Source organism: Novibacillus thermophilus (assembly GCF_002005165.1).
Lineage (GTDB): Bacteria > Bacillota > Bacilli > Thermoactinomycetales > Novibacillaceae > Novibacillus > Novibacillus thermophilus.
The window spans coordinates 3,115,101-3,136,303 of sequence record NZ_CP019699.1; the positions used below are offsets into that span (position 1 = coordinate 3,115,101).

The 21,203-nt window shown below is 50.7% G+C and carries 23 protein-coding genes and 3 pseudogenes; 4 read left to right on the forward strand and 22 right to left on the reverse strand.

Going from position 1 to position 21,203, the window contains the following annotated elements:
- Positions 1 to 6: 6 nt before the first annotated feature.
- The 6 genes and pseudogenes from hslV to B0W44_RS17885 all read right to left on the reverse strand — a co-directional run bounded on the left by hslV (position 7) and on the right by B0W44_RS17885 (position 6,545).
- Positions 7 to 552, reverse strand: coding sequence for an ATP-dependent protease subunit HslV (gene hslV, locus B0W44_RS15200; RefSeq protein WP_418304055.1), 546 nt, complete (start codon positions 550 to 552; stop codon positions 7 to 9).
- Positions 553 to 698: 146 nt separating this feature from the next.
- Positions 699 to 2,773, reverse strand: a pseudogene (gene topA, locus B0W44_RS15205) (type I DNA topoisomerase).
- Between the two features lie 86 nt (positions 2,774 to 2,859).
- Complete coding sequence (gene dprA, locus B0W44_RS15210) at positions 2,860 to 3,960, reverse strand: DNA-processing protein DprA (protein ID WP_077720770.1); 1,101 nt, start codon at positions 3,958 to 3,960, stop codon at positions 2,860 to 2,862.
- A 130-nt stretch (positions 3,961 to 4,090) separates the two neighbouring features.
- Positions 4,091 to 5,005, reverse strand: a complete 915-nt coding sequence (gene sucD / locus B0W44_RS15215) for a succinate--CoA ligase subunit alpha (protein ID WP_077721438.1) — start codon at positions 5,003 to 5,005, stop codon at positions 4,091 to 4,093.
- A 62-nt stretch (positions 5,006 to 5,067) separates the two neighbouring features.
- Positions 5,068 to 6,228, reverse strand: coding sequence for an ADP-forming succinate--CoA ligase subunit beta (gene sucC / locus B0W44_RS15220; RefSeq protein WP_077720771.1), 1,161 nt, complete (start codon positions 6,226 to 6,228; stop codon positions 5,068 to 5,070).
- Between the two features lie 176 nt (positions 6,229 to 6,404).
- Complete coding sequence (locus tag B0W44_RS17885; RefSeq protein WP_149027043.1) at positions 6,405 to 6,545, reverse strand: YqzM family protein; 141 nt, start codon at positions 6,543 to 6,545, stop codon at positions 6,405 to 6,407.
- Positions 6,546 to 6,702: 157 nt separating this feature from the next.
- Here B0W44_RS17885 and B0W44_RS15225 point away from each other — a divergent pair, with 157 nt between their 5' ends.
- From B0W44_RS15225 to B0W44_RS15240, 4 genes are all read left to right on the forward strand, one after another.
- On the forward strand, positions 6,703 to 7,134 hold the full coding sequence (locus tag B0W44_RS15225) for a cupredoxin domain-containing protein (RefSeq protein ID WP_077720772.1): 432 nt from the start codon (positions 6,703 to 6,705) through the stop codon (positions 7,132 to 7,134).
- A gap of 188 nt (positions 7,135 to 7,322) precedes the next feature.
- Positions 7,323 to 7,751 (forward strand): hypothetical protein, encoded by a 429-nt coding sequence (locus B0W44_RS15230; RefSeq protein WP_077720773.1) that lies wholly within the window; start codon positions 7,323 to 7,325, stop codon positions 7,749 to 7,751.
- On the forward strand, positions 7,748 to 8,125 hold the full coding sequence (locus B0W44_RS15235) for a hypothetical protein (protein WP_169835619.1): 378 nt from the start codon (positions 7,748 to 7,750) through the stop codon (positions 8,123 to 8,125). Before B0W44_RS15230 ends, B0W44_RS15235 begins: the two co-directional genes overlap by 4 nt.
- A gap of 48 nt (positions 8,126 to 8,173) precedes the next feature.
- The gene (locus B0W44_RS15240) at positions 8,174 to 8,362 is read left to right on the forward strand and encodes a hypothetical protein (RefSeq protein WP_077720775.1); all 189 of its coding nucleotides are present in this window, start codon (positions 8,174 to 8,176) and stop codon (positions 8,360 to 8,362) included.
- 152 nt (positions 8,363 to 8,514) lie between these two features.
- Here B0W44_RS15240 and B0W44_RS15245 read toward each other — a convergent pair whose 3' ends face one another.
- The 16 genes and pseudogenes from B0W44_RS15245 to B0W44_RS15320 form a co-directional block, all read right to left on the reverse strand.
- A complete protein-coding gene (locus B0W44_RS15245) occupies positions 8,515 to 8,775 on the reverse strand; it encodes a hypothetical protein (protein ID WP_077720776.1) in 261 nt (86 codons plus the stop codon).
- Positions 8,776 to 8,781: 6 nt separating this feature from the next.
- Positions 8,782 to 9,027 carry a hypothetical protein gene (locus B0W44_RS15250; protein WP_077720777.1) on the reverse strand — a complete coding sequence of 82 codons (246 nt, stop codon included), beginning with the start codon at positions 9,025 to 9,027 and terminating at the stop codon, positions 8,782 to 8,784.
- 118 nt (positions 9,028 to 9,145) lie between these two features.
- Positions 9,146 to 10,000, reverse strand: coding sequence for a PHP domain-containing protein (locus B0W44_RS15255; protein ID WP_077720778.1), 855 nt, complete (start codon positions 9,998 to 10,000; stop codon positions 9,146 to 9,148).
- Positions 9,997 to 10,737: a phosphonate C-P lyase system protein PhnL gene (locus B0W44_RS15260; protein ID WP_077721439.1), complete on the reverse strand. Its 741-nt coding sequence runs from the start codon at positions 10,735 to 10,737 to the stop codon at positions 9,997 to 9,999. Before B0W44_RS15260 ends, B0W44_RS15255 begins: the two co-directional genes overlap by 4 nt.
- 93 nt (positions 10,738 to 10,830) lie before the next feature.
- Positions 10,831 to 12,021 (reverse strand): phosphonate metabolism protein PhnM, encoded by a 1,191-nt coding sequence (phnM, locus tag B0W44_RS15265; RefSeq protein WP_077720779.1) that lies wholly within the window; start codon positions 12,019 to 12,021, stop codon positions 10,831 to 10,833.
- Between the two features lie 12 nt (positions 12,022 to 12,033).
- On the reverse strand, positions 12,034 to 12,900 hold the full coding sequence (locus tag B0W44_RS15270; protein WP_077720780.1) for an ATP-binding cassette domain-containing protein: 867 nt from the start codon (positions 12,898 to 12,900) through the stop codon (positions 12,034 to 12,036).
- On the reverse strand, positions 12,900 to 13,742 hold the full coding sequence (locus B0W44_RS15275; protein ID WP_077720781.1) for an alpha-D-ribose 1-methylphosphonate 5-phosphate C-P-lyase PhnJ: 843 nt from the start codon (positions 13,740 to 13,742) through the stop codon (positions 12,900 to 12,902). Before B0W44_RS15275 ends, B0W44_RS15270 begins: the two co-directional genes overlap by 1 nt.
- A 30-nt stretch (positions 13,743 to 13,772) precedes the next feature.
- Positions 13,773 to 14,897: a carbon-phosphorus lyase complex subunit PhnI gene (locus tag B0W44_RS15280; protein ID WP_077720782.1), complete on the reverse strand. Its 1,125-nt coding sequence runs from the start codon at positions 14,895 to 14,897 to the stop codon at positions 13,773 to 13,775.
- Positions 14,897 to 15,523, reverse strand: coding sequence for a phosphonate C-P lyase system protein PhnH (gene phnH / locus B0W44_RS15285; RefSeq protein WP_077720783.1), 627 nt, complete (start codon positions 15,521 to 15,523; stop codon positions 14,897 to 14,899). The genes B0W44_RS15280 and phnH overlap by 1 nt, the downstream gene beginning before the upstream one ends.
- Positions 15,510 to 15,947, reverse strand: coding sequence for a phosphonate C-P lyase system protein PhnG (gene phnG / locus B0W44_RS15290; RefSeq protein ID WP_077720784.1), 438 nt, complete (start codon positions 15,945 to 15,947; stop codon positions 15,510 to 15,512). The genes phnH and phnG overlap by 14 nt, the downstream gene beginning before the upstream one ends.
- Before the next feature lie 15 nt (positions 15,948 to 15,962).
- Positions 15,963 to 16,685: a phosphonate metabolism transcriptional regulator PhnF gene (gene phnF / locus B0W44_RS15295; protein WP_077720785.1), complete on the reverse strand. Its 723-nt coding sequence runs from the start codon at positions 16,683 to 16,685 to the stop codon at positions 15,963 to 15,965.
- 169 nt (positions 16,686 to 16,854) lie between these two features.
- Positions 16,855 to 17,730 (reverse strand): PhnE/PtxC family ABC transporter permease, encoded by an 876-nt coding sequence (locus tag B0W44_RS15300; RefSeq protein WP_077720786.1) that lies wholly within the window; start codon positions 17,728 to 17,730, stop codon positions 16,855 to 16,857.
- A complete protein-coding gene (locus B0W44_RS15305; RefSeq protein WP_077720787.1) occupies positions 17,730 to 18,515 on the reverse strand; it encodes a PhnE/PtxC family ABC transporter permease in 786 nt (261 codons plus the stop codon). Before B0W44_RS15305 ends, B0W44_RS15300 begins: the two co-directional genes overlap by 1 nt.
- Positions 18,505 to 19,293 carry a phosphonate ABC transporter ATP-binding protein gene (phnC, locus tag B0W44_RS15310; RefSeq protein ID WP_077720788.1) on the reverse strand — a complete coding sequence of 263 codons (789 nt, stop codon included), beginning with the start codon at positions 19,291 to 19,293 and terminating at the stop codon, positions 18,505 to 18,507. The genes B0W44_RS15305 and phnC overlap by 11 nt, the downstream gene beginning before the upstream one ends.
- Positions 19,294 to 19,329: 36 nt before the next feature.
- Positions 19,330 to 20,360, reverse strand: a pseudogene (locus B0W44_RS15315) (PhnD/SsuA/transferrin family substrate-binding protein).
- Positions 20,361 to 20,920: 560 nt separating this feature from the next.
- Positions 20,921 to 21,198, reverse strand: a pseudogene (locus B0W44_RS15320) (NUDIX domain-containing protein); the annotation flags it as partial.
- Positions 21,199 to 21,203: the final 5 nt, after the last annotated feature.

The window sequence follows — 21,203 nt, forward strand, 5'->3', positions numbered from 1 at the left end:
CACAATTTAATCCAACGTCTCCACAATGAGGCGGTCATTGGTGAAGACGCAGATTTCCGATGCGATAGTGAGTGCCTGTTCGGCAATGTCTCGCGCACCCAAGTGGGAAGCGTGACGCTTCAATGCCCGACCGGCTGCCAAAGCAAACGAACCGCCGGAACCAATGGCCATCATCCCGTCGTCTGGCTCGATCACTTCTCCGTTTCCAGAGATGAGCAACAGATGCTCCCGATCCATCGCGATGAGCATCGCCTCGAGGCGTCTGAGGACTTTGTCCGTGCGCCATTCTTTCGCCAGTTCGACAGCCGACCGCTTAAGGTGACCGTGAAATGCCTCCAGTTGCGCTTCAAACTTTTCAAACAAGGTGACGGCATCGGCGACAGATCCGGCAAAGCCGGCCACAACCTGGTCTCGGTACAGCCGGCGCACTTTTTTGGCACTGTGTTTCATCACCAGTTGATTGCCAAATGTCACTTGCCCGTCACCGGCCATGGCCCCTTTGCCGTTATGGTGAATGGCGAAAATCGTGGTGGCGTGAAATGTATGTTCCAAATCGGTCCCTCCCATAACTTTAACGTGTGAAAGGTGCAGCGGTTTCAGTTGTGCAGTAAAAAAAGCAGTATGACACTGCTCATCTAATCGTCATCATCTTATCACAAGCGTCACCGTTATGCCAACAAAGATTCTGAATTTTTGTGTCACGCGTTCGTCTCTTTGTAATCGCAGTTTACGCACTGCACTGTCGTCCCTTGTTTCTTCGATTTTTTCTCCACGAGCATCCCATTGCACTTGGGGCACCGGCGGGCGACAGGTTTGTCCCACGACACGAACTCACAATCCGGATACCGGTTGCAGCCGTAAAATTTGCGCCCTTTTTTCGACTTCCTCTCGACAATTTGCCCTTTGCCGCAATCGGGACACGTGACGCCAATTTCTTTTACGATCGGCTTGGTATTGCGGCAGTCGGGAAACGCGGAACACGCGAGAAATTTTCCGTAACGCCCGAACTTGTACACCATCGGACTGCCGCATTTCTCACACACTTCATCCGAAACTTCGTCTTCCACTTCCACTTCCTTCATCTTTTCCTCAGCGACTTGCAACCGTTCCGAGAACTCCTCGTAAAAAGCGTCCAGCACTTTGACCCAATCCGCTTTGCCGTCCTCCACGTAATCGAGGTTTTCTTCCATGTTTGCAGTGAATTCGGTATTCAAGATCTCTGGAAAAAATTCTTCCATCAGCTCAATAACGATTTTGCCTAGTTCCGTCGGAACTAAACGGCGATCTTCCAGTGCCACATACCCCCGTTTTTGGATCGTCTCCAGTGTGGGAGCGTACGTACTCGGCCGCCCGATCCCCAGCTCTTCCAGCGTTTTGACCAGCCTCGCTTCAGTGTAGCGGGGCGGCGGCTGGGTAAAGTGTTGCTTGGGATCGAGGACTTCAGCCCGAAACCGCTCCCCTTCCTCCAGAGGCGGCAAAAACGTCTCTTCTTCCTGCTTTTTGTCGTCCGTTCCTTCTACGTAGACACGCATAAAACCGGGAAACTTCAGCTTGGACCCAGTCGCTCGAAACACGGCATCTCCTGCCGTCAAATCCGCCGATACCGTGTCCAGGATGGCAGGCGCCATTTGGCTGGCGACGAACCGCTCCCATATGAGTTTGTACAGCCGGTACTGGTCACGGCTTAAATACGGTTTTACTGTTTTTGGATCTCGCAAGACCGATGTGGGGCGAACCGCTTCGTGGGCATCTTGGGCACCCGCTTGTTTTTTTGCCTGGCGCGGCTTTTGTGGAACGTAGTCCGGGCCGTGCTTCTCTTGAACATACTGTCGGACTTCTTCTTGTGCGGACTGGGCCACGCGCGTCGAATCGGTGCGCATGTACGTAATCAGGCCGACGGTTCCTTCTTTCCCGACGTCGACGCCTTCGTACAGTTGTTGTGCCACCGCCATCGTCTTTCCGGCCCGGAAGTTCAGCTTACGGGCTGCCTCTTGTTGCAGTGAACTCGTCGTAAACGGCGGAGCCGGGTTTCGCTTGCGCTCACTTTTGCGCAGTGACGTCACGTGAAACGGTTCGTTCTCGATCGTTTTCAACAGCTTTTCCACGTCTTCCTTTGAACGGAGCTCTGTTTTGTCTTTTCCGTACCCGTGGAACTTGGCTGTAAACGTCTCTTTCCCTTTCCGGAACGTGGCAGTGACGGACCAGTATTCCTCCGGCTGAAAGTTGTTGATCTCGTTCTCCCGGTCAATGATGATCTTAACAGCAACGGATTGGACGCGTCCGGCACTCAACCCTTTTTTTACTTTTTTCCACAGCAGCGGACTGATGTTGTAGCCGACGAGGCGATCCAGTATGCGCCGCGCCTGTTGCGCGTTGACGAGGTTCATGTTGATCGGCCGCGGGTGTTTAAAGGCGTCTTTTACCGCTTGCTTCGTAATTTCGTTAAAGACGACACGGCATTTTTCGCCTTTGTCCATGTTGAGACTGTGCGCTAAATGCCACGCAATCGCTTCCCCTTCCCGATCCGGGTCCGCTGCGAGGTAAACGCGCTTCACCTTTTTCGCCGTTTTCCGCAGATCTTTTAAAATCTCTCCTTTCCCCGTATCGTGATGTACTTGGGGGCGAAATTGTTTTCAACGTCGACCCCCATTTGACTGCGGGGCAAATCGCGCAAGTGTCCCATTGACGCTTTCACGATGTATTTTTTTCCTAAGTACTTTCCAATTGTTTTCGCTTTGGCTGGTGATTCGACGATTACGAGCGAGTCAGCCAATATGGACCCTCCCATCCAAACAAACAATCCTAATTATTTATGATGCCATCCCTCTTTGTCAAACTATGCCGCAGCATCCACAATATTTACATTCGCACAAATTGCGAGCCGGGAAGTTGCTTAATCAATTGCTTGACCTGTAATGATAGCAAAATCGGGTGAAGTTCAGCAAGGGAAAGTTCTGTGCGTGTCACTAACACGTCGATGTGAACGGGCTCCGATTCGATGTGGACGAGGACATCCGCTTCCTCCGCCGTCAAGGGGGCAGTTTGTTCTTTTAAGGCGTCCGTTGCGCCCTCTGACTGCGGCAGTACATCTGGATACTCTTCCAAGATGTCTTCCAGCGTTGTGACACATTTTGCCCCTTGCTGAATCAAACGATGCGGGCCGACGCTTTTCCGCGAAGTGATTGGCCCCGGAATCGCAAATACATCGCGGTTCTGTTCCAAACTCGCCTCTGCCGTGATGAGGGAACCGCTCTTCTCTTCCGCCTCGACAATGACTGAACCGCGGGATAGTCCGCTAATAATGCGGTTGCGCTGGGGGAAATGACCGGGGCGCGGCCTCGTTCCCGGCGGAAATTCAGACACGACAGCCCCCCGCTCAACGATTTGGCGGTAGATGTCTCGTCCGCTCTTCGGGTATATGACGTCCACGCCGGAGCCGAGCACGGCGATGGTTTTCCCCTCGGCTTCTAACGCCCCGAGGTGTGCTTCGCTATCGATCCCTATCGCCATGCCGCTTACAACGACCCAGCGTCGCTTCGCCAGTTGGTAGGCCAGTTTTCGCGCCACCGTTTTCCCGTAGTGACTCGGGTGACGGGTTCCGACGATCGCCAACGCCGGTTCGCTTAACAGCGACGCATCTCCCACCACGTACAAGACCCAAGGCGGTTGGGCAATTTCCCTTAGCAGCTCCGGATAGCGGTCGTCGAAAACAGTCACAACGTCTATCCGCTTCTCTCGGAAGCGTTTCATTTTCCTCTGCCTCTCGTATGACGCCAACTCTTCAGCGATGGCGCGCCACGGGAGACGCAACGCTTCCAACTCTGCAGCGTGTTGCTTCAGCCGGTCAGGCAAGTGAGCGAACGACTGACACACTTCTTTAATTTTGTGAATCGTGTGCCAGCCGACCCCTGGAACATGGTGTAAAGCGACTAGCCATTCTGATTCTGTAATCGCACGCATACCGACGACCCCTTGTTCATTTTTTCCAACAACTCTTTTTCGCGGTTTCGCGGTAAAATCCTTCTTTCGCCATTTAAATAAACAAAAAACCTCTCCCGCTCAATGGAGAGAGGTTCCCATTCCCTGTTCGTTACTGCCTGCTGACAGCGGTTTGGCACACTTCCAAAAGATCGTGTTCTTTTAGCGTCTTGACAAGCGTTTCGCCAATCTCGGCCGGTGATTTCGCCACTTTGACTCCGCAGGCTTCCAGCTTGGCGATCTTGTCTGCAGCCGTGCCTTTTCCGCCGGAGATGATGGCGCCGGCGTGGCCCATCCTTTTTCCGGGAGGAGCGGTTTGACCTCCGATAAACCCGACAACTGGCTTATCCATGTTCGCTTCGATCCACTCCGCTGCCTCTTCTTCTGCGGTACCGCCGATTTCCCCGATCATGATCACAGCTTTCGTGTCAGGGTCTTCGTTGAACAGTTTCAACACGTCGATGAAGCTCGTGCCGTTGACCGGATCTCCCCCGATTCCGACGGCCGTCGATTGTCCGATGCCCCGGGTCGTCAACTGATGAACGGCTTCGTACGTCAGCGTCCCGCTCCGCGAAACGACTCCGACGTGACCCGCCGTATGAATGTATCCCGGCATGATGCCGATTTTACATTCGTCCGGCGTAATCACCCCCGGACAGTTCGGGCCGATCAAGCGCGATTTCTTCCCTTCCAAATATCGCTTCACTTTGACCATGTCCAACACCGGAATGCCTTCTGTAATGCAAACAATCAATTCTAGCCCGGCATCGGCCGCCTCCATAATCGCATCGGCGGCGAAAGCCGGCGGCACGTAAATGACGGAAGCTGTGGCACCCGTTTTTTCAACGGCTTCGGCCACCGTGTTGAATACGGGGACGCCTTCTACTTCCGCTCCGCCTTTTCCCGGAGTGACACCTCCTACCACTTGCGTGCCGTATGCAATGGCCTGAGCCGTATGAAACCGGCCGTTAGCCCCTGTAATACCTTGTGTAATCACTTTCGTTTTTTTATTGACCAGAATGCTCATCTTATGAAACCCGCCCTTCATCCACAATGTCGTTCTTTTTGATGTCCACTTCGTTTGAGATCTCACTTTACAGCGGCGACGATCTTTTCAGCCGCTTCATCCATCGACGTCGCCGGTGTGATGTTCAGGTTGGAGTTAGATAAAATCTCTTTTCCAAGTTCCACATTCGTCCCCTCCAGGCGGACGACCAAAGGACGGTCGAGGCCGACTTGTTTCGCCGCTTCCACCACACCGTTCGCTATGACGTCGCACTTCATAATGCCTCCGAAAATATTGACTAAAATGCCTTTCACCTTTTGGTCGGACAAAATAATTTTAAAGGCTTCTGTCACTTTCTCCGTCGAAGCGCCGCCTCCGACATCGAGGAAGTTCGCCGGCTCTCCACCGTGGTGTTTGATGATGTCCATCGTCGCCATCGCCAGACCCGCCCCGTTGACCATACATCCAATATTTCCATCAAGGGCGATGTAACTTAAGTCGTGTTTGGAGGCCTCGATTTCCTTCGGATCTTCTTCGTCTTCATCCCGCAACGCCTGAATATCTGGATGACGGTACAGCGCATTGTCGTCAAAGTTTAGCTTGGCGTCGAGGGCCATGACGTTACCATCTCCGGTGACGACGAGGGGATTGATTTCAGCGAGAGAACAATCTTTTTCCACGAAAGCCTTGTACAGCCCCATCATAAATGTAGCGGCTTTGTTCACCAATTCTTTCGGAATGTTTATGGCAAAAGCTAATTTGCGCGCTTGAAACGGCAGTAACCCGACCGTCGGATCGATCGTTTCCGTAAAAATTTTCTCCGGCGTTTTCGCCGCCACTTCTTCAATTTCCGTTCCGCCTTCTTCCGAGGCCATGATCGCCACGCGTCCGGTCGACCGGTCGACCACCATCCCGACGTAGTACTCACTCTGAATGTCGCACCCCTGTTCGATCAAGAGGCGTTTCACTTCTTTTCCTTCCGGTCCTGTCTGGTGGGTGACCAGCTTTTTGCCCAGCAGCTCTTCAGCGTATGTACGGACTTCGTCTAAATGTTTGGCAATTTTCACGCCTCCTGCTTTCCCGCGTCCGCCGGCGTGAATCTGGGCTTTGACTACCGTCACGTCCGTGCCGATCTCTTCAGCCGCTTTGACAGCCTCCTCAACGGAAAAAGCGACTTTTCCGTCCGGCACAACAACGCCGTACTGCTTCAGCACTTCTTTTGCTTGATATTCGTGAATGTTCATGATAATCCTCCCATCTTCGCAACAAAGAAAATGAACGTCTCCCTTTGCGGTACCGTCCATAAAATTACGAATTAATTCGACAAACTTTGTCAGTCGTTGGCGATACAAAACACTTCTTGCGGTTTTTCTTATTTTTCCGGAAATAAAGGGGAGATATTCTCCCCCGTGTTCAATTGCTACGCAAACAGCATTTCAGCAAGTGTCGCGATCAAGGCGATTCCCATAAAAAAGATGAAGGAAACGGCTGTTCCGACGACCATGTCCATAAAGTCGTTTTCCCTGTTCTCGCGTTTAGAAGGCTGAGTTTCTTCTGTCATGCTCCTTCCCTCCTGCGACTTTATAAAATGACATTATTAGTATACCCCTCTCTTTGTGGAAAGGCAAAGGAAAATAAGAGAGTCGACAGACAGTTTAGAATGAATAGAAGTTGGGAATCAATGGTATAAAGCTCTCACCTTCAGAAAGGAGGAAACGATGAAGTCTACGCGGCATTGGCTGTTCTTATCCGTCGTGTCCGGGCTGTTGGTAGTCGGGGCATCTTTTATCCTGACCGTGAACCCGTTTGACGGTTTAAGCAGGGAAACCGTTTCAGACACGAACACTCAGACTTTTCACATCGTAACCGGCGAGTACAAAACGACGACGAAAGACGGTCAGGAATTGGAAGCATACCACTTTAGTCCGGGCCACATCACGGTACGTAAAGGCGACGAAGTGACGTTCAACATCCACGGTATCAACGGGGAGTCCCACCATTTCCAAATGGAAGAATTCGGCGTCAGCGGTACCGTTGAAAAAGGGAAGACGACGACAGTGACATTTGTCGCTGACCAGGTGGGGACGTTTGAATTGATGTGTACGAACCACGCCACGAGAGAGCACGATGGCCCATGGTCGCCTACGTGACAGTGTTGGAATAGCTTCAAAAAAAGGCCTTCCGCTCTGCGGAAGGCTTCAACATTGGGGTAATGAAGGAATTGTGCAGGTTCCCTTATACAGACGAACAAACGCGATAAAAGTTTCACTTGACGTGTGATTTTTCTTTTGCAATATGTTGCAACATGTGCTACAAAAGTTACGGGGAGGGGATATATGTGCACATCCGGTTTCAAACCCCGCACCAGTATTTTTTTATTTACGAAAATGTGAAGCATTTATTGCTTTTGTGGTCGAAAGAACAACACCGGGAACTGTATATCGTTGAAGAAGAGGGCGATGTTCTGAACTTGCGTTACCCCGGAGAAACGTACCGGGAGCTCGTTCTGGAGCAGCTGGAAGACATCTTCTTTCAACGGTTGGAAACGGAAGATGACCAATTTCGCGCGGCCTTCGCCGCATCGTTCTCTCACAGAGACCGGTTGTACGGCGCCTACTACCCAATCAGACAAGGAGAGTCTGGGCCGGTGGAGCAGTTGTATTTCTTTGAGATTCGGGGACAAAAGATCGTCGAAATCCCTGATGACGAATATGAAGACGTAGCCCAAACTTTTTTCGAGACCTTTCCTGAATACATCGGCAGGTGATGATTGTGGATCAAGAACGACAATCTGCCGATGCACTCCGCGCTTACGCTGAGACACTAGGGCGTTGGCCGAAAGTGTCTGAATGGAATCAGTACGCCAAAGAGCACAACTTGTTACTGTACCCCCAAATCTCTCGTAAACTGAAAAAGAATTGGAAGGCATTGAAGGCGTCTTTCGGGTATGACGACACGCTTCACTATATCGAAAAATCTGAACAGGCGTTGTTTGCATTGGCAGAGGAGCTGGGATACTGGCCCAATGTGGCAGAGTGGGATGAGTACGCAAAAAAGCACGGGTACTGTCCATACAGAATTTTACATGTCAAAACGCGAAAAGGGTGGAAAGTGTACCGAAAAGAGTTTAACCAACTGTAGTCCGTAAAAACGTCCATTTTCAAACAATTGCGGAAAAAGGAGCCGGTTATGTACACGCTTTTGCTCATCATCGGGTTGACTGTCTGCGTGCTTTCTTTAAGCGTGACGATCTTGATCGGAGTGAAACCGAGAGATTCGCGCTACAACTACAAAGTGAGCTTGAGAAATTTGTTCATTATTTATGCCATCATTATGATTTTAGCTGGAGTGGGAACGTATTTGTTGTTTTTTATATAGGGGCTGTCTCGGAATATCAACCCACACGTTTAACAGCCCCAAGCCTCTGTTCGTTCCCTCCCGCGGATGGGTATCAGTGCAATACTGTCCCCTGAGCGTAGCCTTATTTACAAACGTGCGTGCCCTTTTCTTGAACGATGCACCTGTTGCCTTTACTCGCTCGGCGGATGTGAGTTCGTCCCCCTTTGTTTAGTCATCCCTTGTTGTCCTTCACGCCTCGAAAAATCTACGAGATCGTTGTCCAAAATCACATTGATCGTATTGACCGTATGGTTCATCTCGCCTACTACCCTTCCAAACCCTACATTGGTTTTACAAGCTGTGCGCCAAAACGGCTGATGATTGGAACCCGAAAATACGCCGGAATTATGACTCATCACGTTAATATTCAGCACATTTAAGCGGACATCCATCGTGAATCAAACCTGACGAGTTGGCACTGGGTTCACACCCTCCGGCTGAACGGCAGGTGCATCTACAACGTCGCTGTCATAGATGACATTGAATATCGCACTGGTCAGAACGAGCCCTGCATGCAACCCGTTTCCGATGTTCCACTTACCTTGAAAGTTCCACTCAGGTTGGCTGTTTTGCCCAGATGCGATCAACGCGTCGTTACTCATGGAATTGATGTTGACTTGACCGCAATTGACTACCGCTGGCATTTGGACTACCTCCTCGCCCAGACTAACCTCTCGCCATATCCTATTCAAGACTGGAAAAATGGACTCTTTATTTTCTTTACAGTTGATATCCCTCCATGTCATAGATCAATTCGCGTTTTCACCCCCGCCGCTTCATTAGAAGGTTCTTCAACTGTTCCATGCACTCTGGCCCCACACTTTTGGAACCGATGGACGCCCCTGTGTCGCTGTAAAACCCGTGGAAATCAGATCCCCCTGTCTGTACGAGGTCGAACTGTACAGCCAGTTCTCTCGCTCTCGCTTCCTCCTTTGGGCCGTGCAGCGGGTGCTTGACTTCAATGCCCACTAAACCCACATCCACCCATTCTTCTACGGCAGCGAAATTGTTGAACTGCCCGGGATGGGCCAAAACGGGGAGGCCCCCCGCTTCTTCTATGACGCCAATGGCATCGTGTACATCTACATAATGGACCGGCACGTAGGCGATCCCCAGCTTTCTCCCCTCGCCGCCTTTGGAGAACAACTGGTGGTAAAGCTCACCGTAAATGCGATCGGTATAGCCGTTATCGAGTAAGGCGTGCATAATGTGTTGCTTGTACACCCCGGTGCTTCCAGCCGCTAACCGCTCGACGTCTTCCCACGAAATGTCGTACCCCGCGTCCTTTACTTTTTTGACCATCTCGCGCGCAACCCGTTGTCTCTCTTCCACCAGCGGCTCGCACAGTGACGCGATCGCTTTGTGCCCCGGCTCGATAAACAGCCCGAGTATGTGGGCGCGCCTGTTCCGCTTATAGTCGAATGCCGATATTTCAATTCCCGGGATAATCTCCACACCTAATCGCTTCCCGATTTGCATCGCTCTGGGAAGGCCATCCGTCGTATCGTGATCCGTAACCGCTAAATGTGTCACGCCGTTTTGTTTCGCGATGGCAATCACTTCTTCGACGGAAAAAGAGTTGTCTGATACGTTCGTGTGACAGTGTAAATCGATCATTTCACTAACTCCGCCTTATAGCCGTGTCGATTTGCGATTTTTTTCAGAGACCCGTGCGACAAATGGTAATGCTCATCGGCAACCGTTTCCATGAAATCGAGGTCATGGAAGATGCCGATCATACTCGTACCGCTGTTTTTTAAGAGGAGGATCATCTCTTTCACTAACTGCTTTGAGGCATCGTCGAGCGAAGCTGTCGGCTCATCTAGCAAAAGTAACTTGGGACGCTTCGCCATCGCTTGTGCCAGATTGAGACGCAACTTCTCTCCGCCGCTGAATGTCCGCGGAAAGGAATCCCAAAGTAAGGACGGAAGCTTGAAATACGCCAACATTTCTTTTGCTTTTTCTTTCGCCGTCCCGGGCCCCTCCTCCATGTCGAGAATGGCGTCTGTGACAACTTCAAGTGCAGTCACTCTCGGCATCACATTCAGAAATTGCGACACATAACCGATCTCACGCTTGCGAATCGCCAGTATCTCCCTGTCCGTCGCTTTCGCCAAATCGATAGGACCCAATTGGTCGGAGTCAAACAGCACCGTGCCTTCCGTCGGTGTATACGTGCGGTAAATACATTTTAAAATCGTCGATTTTCCGGCGCCGCTTTCACCTGTCAGGCCGATAAACCGCCCTTGCGGTAAAGACAGGTGGATGTCTTCACAGCCTACAATGTCTTTCCCGTGGAAGTGATGCATCGTGAACGTCTTCCGCAACGCCTCAACGACTAACAGATTCTTCATACAGCTCACCCCTCTACCGAAATCATCCAGACGTCCATTTGCCAGTTCCGGTTCTATTTCTGTTTTCAGATACTGTTCCACTTTCTCCTCCGTTTAACGGAAGCCCCTTACTTTCGCCGGCTGTTGGTAACGCATTTGACAGACGACTTGTCCGCCTACAAACACTTTTTGTAAAACCGGGCGTCTGTCATCTTCACTTACAATCAAGATGTCTGCCTTTTTGCCTGGCTCCAGTGACCCGACTTCGTGATCAATCTTTAACGCTTTTGCTGGGTTCAGCGTGACCATGTTCACTGCTTTCCAGATCGCCATCCCACGGCGATACAGTTTAAAAACAGCGTGCAACAAAGAGGCTGGGTAGTAATCGGAACAGAGGATGTCGACGACGTCGTGTTCGACTGCTTCCATCGCGGACAAGTTATGGCTGTGGGAGCGCCCAAGCAAAGCGTTGGGTGCACCCATCACGACATACAACCCCATTTCTTTTGCTTTTTTGGCCACGTCCAGTTCAACTGGAAATTCACTGATCGTCGCTTTCAAACTTTTCACCAGCGCCAATTTGTCAATGGTGTCATCGTCATGGGAAGCGATGGGGATGCCGCGGCGGAAGGCGCACTCAGCCAGGGATCGCAGGACAGCCGGTTCCAACTTTTGCTGACGCCGGCTCTCTTCGATCAGCCGGTCGGCTTGTTCTTCAGTGTAATGCCGGTGCTCGATTAAGTACTTTTTATGTACTTCCAAGTTGCGAAACTGACCTTGTCCGGAAGTGTGATCCATGAAAGACAACTGGTCAACTTTATTCGCCTCGATGCACTCCCGTACATTCGGCACAGCTTCAACATTGGTTATTTCAAAGCGGAGGTGCGTTTTATGGCGAATGAGGTGTACACCTTTTGACAAACGGTTGATGTCATCGATGACGCGAAACACTTTGTCGTTCTGCCTCGTCCACTTTTTTGCGTTTTCTTCAAGGAGAGACAACGAGTGATAGATCGTCGTAATCCCTTGACCCGCCAGTTTTTTCTCTAACTCACGGAAGGACACTTGTATCGGAAAGACACTGCCCGGTCTCGGCTCCAGCTCCATCTCGATCGCGTCACTGTGAGAATCCACAAGGCCAGGAATGGCCCAAGAACCGGCTGCATCCGTAACTTCCACATTCTTCTCATCGGAGTGTCCTTCCTCAATCCACTCAATAGTGTCGTCTTTTATCACGATGGTGCCGTTCGGGATCACCCGGTCGGGCATCACAATCTTTGCGTTATATATTTGACGTACTGTCATCCTTACACCGCCTTACAATAAGGAATGAACCAGCTGCTGGGTGTACGCCCGCTGCGGGTCCTCCAAAATTTGGTCCGTCAGCCCCTCTTCCACGATCCGTCCGTGTCGCATTACCACGGTCCGGTCTGCCAGCATGCGAATCACCCCCAAATCATGGGAGACGACGATCGTGGCAACCTCAAATTCCCTTTGAATTTTGCGTATTAAATCCAAGACCCTCGCTTGTACCGACAGATCGAGACCGGTCGTCACTTCATCAAGTAACAAAATCGGCGGATTGTTGGCAAGCGCTTTGGAAATTTGTACGCGCTGCTGCATGCCGCCGCTAAAATTTTTCGGACGTTCGTCCATGCGCGAAAGCGGAATGTCCACATGCTCCAGCAGTTCTCCCGCTCTTTTACGTATGTTCCCAACGTGGTACATGCCGGATGCGATCAGCTTTTCTGCAATATTGCCACCGCTTGAAAATGACATTTTGAGCCCCATCAGCGGATTTTGGTACACCATCCCCATCAAATAGTTGCGAATATAACGCTTTTGCTGCGCCGATTCGGAGAAAATGTTCACCTTGCCGCCCTTGTACGCCGAGATGGTGGCTACGCCAGAATGAACGTCTTCGTCAAAATATAGACTTTTGACGACCGAACTCTTGCCCGACCCGCTTTCACCGACAACACCCAAAATTTCACCGGCATACAGTTCGAACTGTACGTGAATACACGCCCAAACACTTCCACAGTGCGGACAGCGGTTATCGTCGCCTGCGAGCATCTCCGGCGTCTCACAAGCGGGACAGCCTTTTCCGTAACGCTTATTTAAATCTTTGACCGTCAACAGAGGGGTTTCCGAGTTATCGTCGACTGCTGCGACACATTCCATTACACAACTCTCCTTTCACGCTGTTTCTGCGCACAAAAGCCCGTATCGGAACACTGGTACACTTTGGTCCCCGTTTCTCCGTCGTAAATCTCGTCCAGAAAGGTGTCACGGCTGCCGCACAGGCGGCACGAAGCCCCGTCGAAACGTTCCACTTCAAACGGATAGTCGTCGAAAGAGAGGAGCGTGACATTCGTATAGGGAGGAATGGCGTAAATTTTCTTTTCCCTTCCGGCCCCGAAGAGATAAAGCCCATCAGCTTGGTGAAGTTTTAACAGATCGTATCGCGGGATCGGACTCGGATTAAACACATACCGGCCGTTTGCCATGCTCGGATAGTCCGCTCCAATTGTAATCTTTCCCCACCTGACGATATCCTCGTACAGCCTCAACCACATACTGCTGTAGTCCATTTCCGCGTGCATCCGCTTCGTTTCTCGCTCTTTTGCTTCCACTCGTCGGAGCGGCTCCGGCAACGGGACTTGCAAAACCAGTATTTGATCCTCCCTGAGGGGAATCTCCGGGATGCGGTGACGGGTTTGTATGACAGTCGCCTTTCGCGAATCTTCTGTCGTGGGAATGCCTGTGCAGTCCACCACGAGGCGTTTGATACTGACGGCATTCACGCTGTCATCGTGACCTTGGTCCATCACTTTCAGGCAGTCGGACTTCCCGATGAGCGACAAAGTTAGTTGCAGCCCCCCGGTCCCCCAGCCCCTTCCGATCGGCATTTCCCGAGATGCAAACGGTACTTGATAACCTGGAATGGCCACCGCCTTCAAAGTGGCACGCCTGATTTCTCTTTTTGATCCTTCGTCCAAAAAGGCAAAGTTGTATTCGCTCATCCTTTCGCTCCTTTCCCGTTATTTGAGCCATCAGGAATGGCTGAACGCCGACGTCCGGTCCAACGCCGTGCCGCTTTTTTCGCCTGCCGTCTCTCTCGTTTGCCGGATCCGGTCCAGCATCGATTGAAAGGTAATATAGTGGGGGAGTTTTAAATGGGAGACAAACCCGTGCGCTTCCACACTGTCAATGTGCAGCAGCACAAATTCTTCGTCTTGAGTCGGCGCACGCCCCGCCGTCTCCAAACTTCTTTCCAAAATAGCCATCGCAATCGCCTTGACTTCGTTTTGCCCGAATGTTAACCCGTATCCGAGTACGAACTCGACGTTTTCCCGGTCGTTTTGGGTAAAGGAGTTGATCGTTTCGGCCTCCGTGAGCATCACTTCACCGACGTACACGGACTCCTCCCCATCACCGCCGACGGGATACGGGATGTGGACAGCTGCATATCCTACCCGCAGTTCTCCGACCGTCGGGTGCACCACGCCGTAACCGCGCATGCTGCTGTAAGCCAAAGCCGTCATCGCTCCCGTTTCTCCTCTAGCTAAAATCTGGAGACGGGCCGATCGCGGAGCGGGAAACGCGAGTTTTTCTCGCGTCACGTCAAAAGGTTCCGTCTCCCTTGCAGGGACACGGGGCAACAGTCCTTGTGATCGCAAGAGGTCCGTCACTTTTTCAAACGTAGGCACTTCCTCTCCGGGCACTTCCAGGTTGAATTCGTTTAAAAATTGTTGCACTGGCTGTGGCGCGTCGTCGCACAAATTAAAGTTTAATAACCGGTACGTGTAGTCATAGGTGGGGCCGAGGAATTGCCCTCCCGGGATGTCTTTAAACGCGGACGAGATTCGGCGGATAACCCGCATCTCGCGGGGTTCGACGGTTAAAGAGTAGTGGTTTCGCGGCAAGGTGGATCGGTACGCCCTTAACAAGAACGCCGCTTCCGCCGGGTCTCCCTCCGACTGTTTTAACGCTAAAGCCGCATATTCAGGCGCATAGAGTCCGCCTTCTCCCATGATCCGGTCGACCAACAAACGCATCTGGTTTTTAATTTCGTCCGTCTGCAAAACGTGGCGTACATGCTTCAGCCGGTACGTTTGCACCAGTTTAGCCGCATACTCGATCGCCTGAGTTCCGCCTGTTACCGCAACGTAACCCATCACAATTCCTCACTTTCGATCAAAGTCGTTCTCGGCAGGGCTAGCATATCGCCTGATTCCGTCACCAAGACGATGTCTATTCCGAGCGGAAACTCCCGGTTGATGGATTGCCGCTCTTCTAGCCATTCCGGAAGCAACCCTTCCACGTGACACGTCCTTCGCCCCTTTATGCCCGGTCCTCTCAAGTGCAGGACCATCCCGGCGCCACCCTCAGCTTGTGACACATGCGTCACAAGCAAAAACACCGTCGCGCTTAGGTGGGGGTCAGCGAGTGTCCCACGCTTCACTTGTGCCATCACTTCCCGAACTTCTCGCCCGTTCAATCGCCTTTGAATCAAGACATAGTCTGCATCCGGCAAGGGCCGGTGTCGACTGAACGTTTTCCACTGTAAAAACTTCCTCGCATCATCGCTTCTTTCACACATAAGGTGAAACGAAACCTCCCGGTCGATCAACGTGAAGGCGACTGCGGCCAACACTGGAGAAAGCCCGTGGTCCTGTGCCGTCATCTCGAACGAGCCTCGGATATTCCGAATCACTCCCGGTTTTGCCATGCAGTCTAACAGGTGGCGGTATATGCGCTGTGTCCCGTGCACCATGTCAAACGTTCGCTCAGCTTTTGTCATTGTAATCCTCCATCGTGTCGAACTGAACGCGCGAATGTTCTGCCATCACGTGTTCCCGAAAATGTCGCTGACGAATGCTCCGTTCCTCCCGTTCGAGTTCGGGAATCCATGAATCAACCAGTGGAAGACGAGCGTTAAAAGCGGCATCGACGACCGCTATTTGATAGGAACGTTCCGGATCTTCCCCCATGATCGCTCCGAAGCCGAACTTTCCTTGAATGGAGACGGCGCACTCAGTGACAAGCCCTTCACCAAGGTAAAAAGGCTGCATGGAAATCGAGTCTCGCGCCTTTAACATGACGAGGCCCTTTCGAGGTGGCTGTTCAACCTTGACTTCTACCCTTTTTTCTACTTGTTGTGCCATTTTTTTCAGTAAGTCCCGGTTGCCTTCCACGAGAATTTTGGTCAGTCGCGCCTTTTTCATCGTGCTCCCCTTTCTTTAGAACTCGACTAAACATTTTGTCATGTCGCCTCTGATACGACTTATGCTGAATTCGACCGGAAACCCACCAGGGTGCTTCATCAAACTGGTGATCTCCATCACAGGAACGTTCTCGGGCATTTGCAGTATTTTCACATCCTGCAAGGCGGGAAGCGTCGCTTGAAAGACGGAACGCTCCCGGATGGGACGAAAATGGTAATGGTTGATTAAAATATCGTAAAGTGAGTGAAAGTTGTGAAAATAATCCGGTAAATCCGGGAATTCTGCCACAGGTAAAACGGTCGTCGTCACTGACAGCGGCTGATCTTCAATATAACGTAAAATTTCCAGCCGATAGACGGTCTCTCCGTCATCGAGGGCTAAATTTTCCCGTTCTTCTTCCGTCGGGACCCTTTCTTCCCACTCCAGTAACTGACCTTTATGGCGAACGCCTTGGCTGTTCATGTTTTCAGAAAAACGCGTGCGCGACGAAAGGTCGTACCGAACCGGTTTGGGGATGCGGTTGACATAGCATCCTTTTCCCTGTACAGGTGTCACCCACCCTAAACTGGCGACTCTCGCAATCGCTTGTCTGACGACGTGCCGGTTCACTTGAAACTGGAGACACAGTTCTTGTTCCGAAGGTATTTTCTCATTTTCGGCAAAGACGCCTGTGCGGATGTTCCCAATCAAGTACTCTGCAATTTCCAAATGGAGCGCTTGTTCCTTCGCTGGCATCATACTGCTCTCACCCCCTCTTGTTCGGCTACCTTTAATCTAACTTATCGACAAGTGACAATGGTTAAGCGCTTGTAAATCAGGTTAAATTTGTTTTAAAAATGAAGTGCCTGATCCACAATCGGCACTTCATGCGAAATCAGTATTTCCGCTGATTCTCGAAGAAATGGCGTTACGCGACTTCGCTTCTGTTCAGATTCCTTTTAATCCTCACGGCGATCATTTCCAGGAGGATGGCCAATATCAATACGTAGAGCGTAATCGCGCCCACTTCGCGCAAGTCGTAATAGAAGCTACTGGCCATAAACATGTCGTACCCGATCCCGCCGGCTCCGGCGGCCGCTCCCATCGCAACGGCGACTCCAAAGTTAATTTCAAATCGCAAGAACGTCCACGACACGATGTATGTTATCGTCGAAGGGATAACGGCTTGAAACACGATTTGCCACCAATTGGCGCCACTCGCCCTCATCGCTTCTAGTACTCCTTTGTCCAGTTCTTCAAAGGATTCGGCGTAGGCTTTGATTAAATAACCGACCGAGTGAAACGTCATGCCGATCACAGCGGCAACACTTCCCAAGCCTGCGGCGACAGCAAAAATGAGAACCCAAAGAACGGTTGGCACCGCTCTAATAATGGCGACAAATCCTTTAATCGCAGCGGAAACTGGAGTCGAGGACAGATTGTGGGCTGCAAAAAGTCCTAAAAACAGGGAAATGACGGCACCGAACACGGTCGTCAGCAGTGCCAGGCCGACGGTGACCATCACTTGATACAGTCCATGCCAAAAGGTGAAGTGTTCCAAGCGCGCTTCCGAAAACATCGTTTTAAAGTTGGCCAGTGTAAAGACAAGCCCCTCCCACAACGTTACCTCTTTGTCATCAAAACGGACAAACGCGTACACTGTCACGATGAGCATCGCAGCAAGTGTCAGCCTGGTAACGAATGACGCCTTATTTAAAGGCTTCACTTTCACGCCACTCGACGCACGGGATGGCCGTTTTCCTCCGGATTTTTCGGCAACAGTTTCAGTCGCTGAGCCTTTCATCACAAAATCACTCTTCTCACGTAATTTGACGTAATTTCGAGGAGCAAAATAGTGAGCACGATCGTCAAGACGACCAAGCTGGCGCTGTTATAATCCAAACTTTTGTAGTACAAGTCAAAAGAAAATCCGATGCCTGTCCCTGTCAAAATTCCGACTAACGTTGCACTGCGTATGTTTGTTTCCACCATAAACAACAACCAACTGACCATCTGAGGGAGGCTAGAAGGTATGACAGAATGCATGACGATAGAAACATAACCGGCCCCTGTCGCTCTCAAAGCCTCTACGGAACTAGCGCTTACTTCATCGATCGTTTCCGTAAAGGCACGGGTCAAGAAGCCGAAAGAGACAAAAAACAACGCGACGTAACCCGTCAACGCGCTCTGTCCTAACGAAAACAGCAAGATCATCGACCAGACGGACACATCAATGTTGCGGAACAGTGTTGCGATCCCTCTGCTCACGGTACTGAAAAAGACGTTGATCCGGGTCGTGTTGGATCCGAAAATGGCAAAGAGCAAAGCAAAGACACCGGCAACTGCCGCTGATGCAACTGATATCAGCAGCGTTTCCATCAGTTTGTCTAAAATGTTCGGGAGTTTTTGGATCGCCTGTGCGTCAGGATAAAAGTGGGTGACTCCCCAATTGACCGCTTCCGGAATAGATGTCAACCCTTTCACCGCATCGTACTCGGTTACGACCATCGCACCATACGTGATTGAGATCAACAAAAAGAAAAGGAGAACGGAGTGAATACGCTTTTTTGCAAAATAGTTATCCCGCACTTTTTTCACCCAGATCGACGATGTCATCTTCTAAACGAGAACCGTAAATGCGACGAATCTCTTGATGGGTTATGTGTTCCGGTGACCCGTCGTAAACGACTCTCCCTCCGTTAAGCCCGATGACTTGATCGGAGTACTTGAGTGCCACCTCGACCTGGTGCAAGTTGATCAGCACCGTGATGCCCATGGTGGACGATATGTCTTTCAAATGCTCCATAATCACCTTCGACGCGTTCGGGTCCAAAGAGGCAATCGGTTCATCACACAACAGCATTTTCGGATTTTGAATCAACGCTCTCGCAATGCCAACTCGCTGTTTTTGTCCTCCGCTGAGCTGGTCGCACCGTTTGTAGACTTGCTCTTCCAACCCCAAAACACTTAAAAGCTCAAACGCCTGTCTTTTTTCTTCCTCTTTATAAAGCCCAAGGACACCGGCGATCGTCGACTTGTAACCGAGTCTCCCGTGCAGAACATTTTCGATCACACTCAATCGGTTCACCAAGTTGTAATGTTGAAAGATCATTCCGATCTTCGTTCTCAATTTTCGTAAGTCTCTTTTTTTCAAGCTTTGTGTGTTGATCCCGTCAAACACGATCTCCCCGCGGCTCGCATCAACCATGCGATTAATACAGCGAAGGAGCGTGGATTTTCCGGCTCCGGAAGGGCCGATCACGGAAACAAACGCTCCCGCTTCCACCGAGAAACTGACATCCGACAGGGCAGTCGTATCGCGACCGTACTTTTTGAATACGTTGCGAAACTCTAATAACGTCGCCATCGTTTAATCCCCCTTACACCGAGAAAAGGTTTGAACTTAATTTGACAATTCCCGGATCGGGTCAAACCAGGAATCTTCGACTTCCACAAATCGCTCGTCGCCCGTTTTTGTGAACAAACCTTCTCGATCCGCATCTTCTGGCACGAAAATATTCTCGTTATTTGCAACCTCGTCAGATGTAAAAGCTTCGACCAGTGCTTTCCGGTCGGCTTCACTGACCGTTTCCGTGTTAACGGCAAAAGGGGCGTTTAATACAGGCGTGACGGATATGAGGACAAATTGTTCCCCTACGACCGCATCAAACGGTTCAGCGGCACCCTCCTTCACGCTGTAGACGGCACCGGGTGTGTTCGCCTCTCCCTCAGCTAATTCAATGTAATTGTCGACACACGTATCACAGAACGCGGCAACGTCCACTTTATCTGTGAGTAAGTTAACCGCGGAACCTTGATGAGAACCTCCGTACAACACTTCACGAAAGAACTTTCCGCCCTCAAGCAAATCCTCGGGAGTTAAATCTTTGTATTCCTCTTTTTCACTGAAGTAAGAGACAATGCTGTCTGACGGCACTTTAAACCCCGACGTCGAACTGTTCGACACAAAGGAAAACGTCTTGCCGACAATGTGGTCGATGGTGTATTTGTCACCGTCTTGGTATTCGCCTTCGCTTCCTTTCTTGACAGCGAGCCAACTGTGGTAAACGGCATCGTCCAGCGTTCCAGATTCACCGCTCGGCACGACGAGCGGAGCGACACTTTCATTTTTGGGGCTTCAATATAGCCTTGAGCTCCCATAAATGCCAAATCGGCCTGACCGTTTGCAAGAGCTTCAATGGCGATGATGTAATCCGTCGTCGTCTGGTGCTCCACTGTTTTTCCCGTTGCCTCTTCAATCACGTTCGCAATTTCATCCCGCGCATTCTTTAACTCCGCTCCCGATTCGTTCGGATACCAGGCAATGGTGAGCGTATCGTCAGCTTCTCCAGCCGAAGCAGAGCCGGTTGCCCCGGGACTCGCTCCGTCTGAACATCCCGTCACCACGGATGCGAAAAATAAAACTGCAATCATCCACGTTTTTTTCACAGTCAAGTCATCCCACTCCCCTTTAATCGTTACCGTCGTCAACTCTTTCCCAGTGACAAAAAGTGCTTGACACCAAGCATGACTTAATCGTAGACAAAGTAGTTTAAATGCGTATTAAGAAAGTTTAAGGAATCGGTAAAGACGTACAAATGAGATTCACGGGGAGTTGGAGGAAGGGAATTGGTGGCTACAAAAAGCGCAGCGTGGTGCTGAAAATTGGCTCAGGATTCTTATCCTGCTGCCTTTAGTGCCATTTTTACTTGCTTGTCGCTTTAGGAAAAAGGCAAATTGACCGTTTTCAAAAACAACATTCCTGAAACACAAAGTGTCTCATATACCCCTCTTTTGTCCAGGTGCAATTTGTTACTTTGCACTATCACTGCGGCTTCAAGTACGCATATTTTTTGACTTGTACGATCGACTGAGCGACTGTGTGAAAAGCTTTTGCGTCTTAACGTGTAATATCCATCTTGTGGTGAAGGACCTTCCAATGGTCAACGCGTGTGGACCCGAAGTATGCCCGAATGACTCTGGGCCCTTTTGTATCAAGGGATCAGAGGCATTCGGTTTGCATAGCTATCGGGTTTCTGCAACTCTTCCTTGCTCCACCAATTTAACTCTGACAAGCTTGTGTCAGATTGATAATCTCCCGACTTATAAAAGGACCCTTTTTCCCTTCAATTATTACATCTGTTGCAAATATTGGTTTGTCATCAATTTCAACAACAATGCCAAGTTCTTCGTTTAATTCCCTTTTTAATGCTTCTACTGGGGTTTCATTCTCCTTAACGCCACCGCCCGGAGTTACCCATAACACTTTGTTTCGGT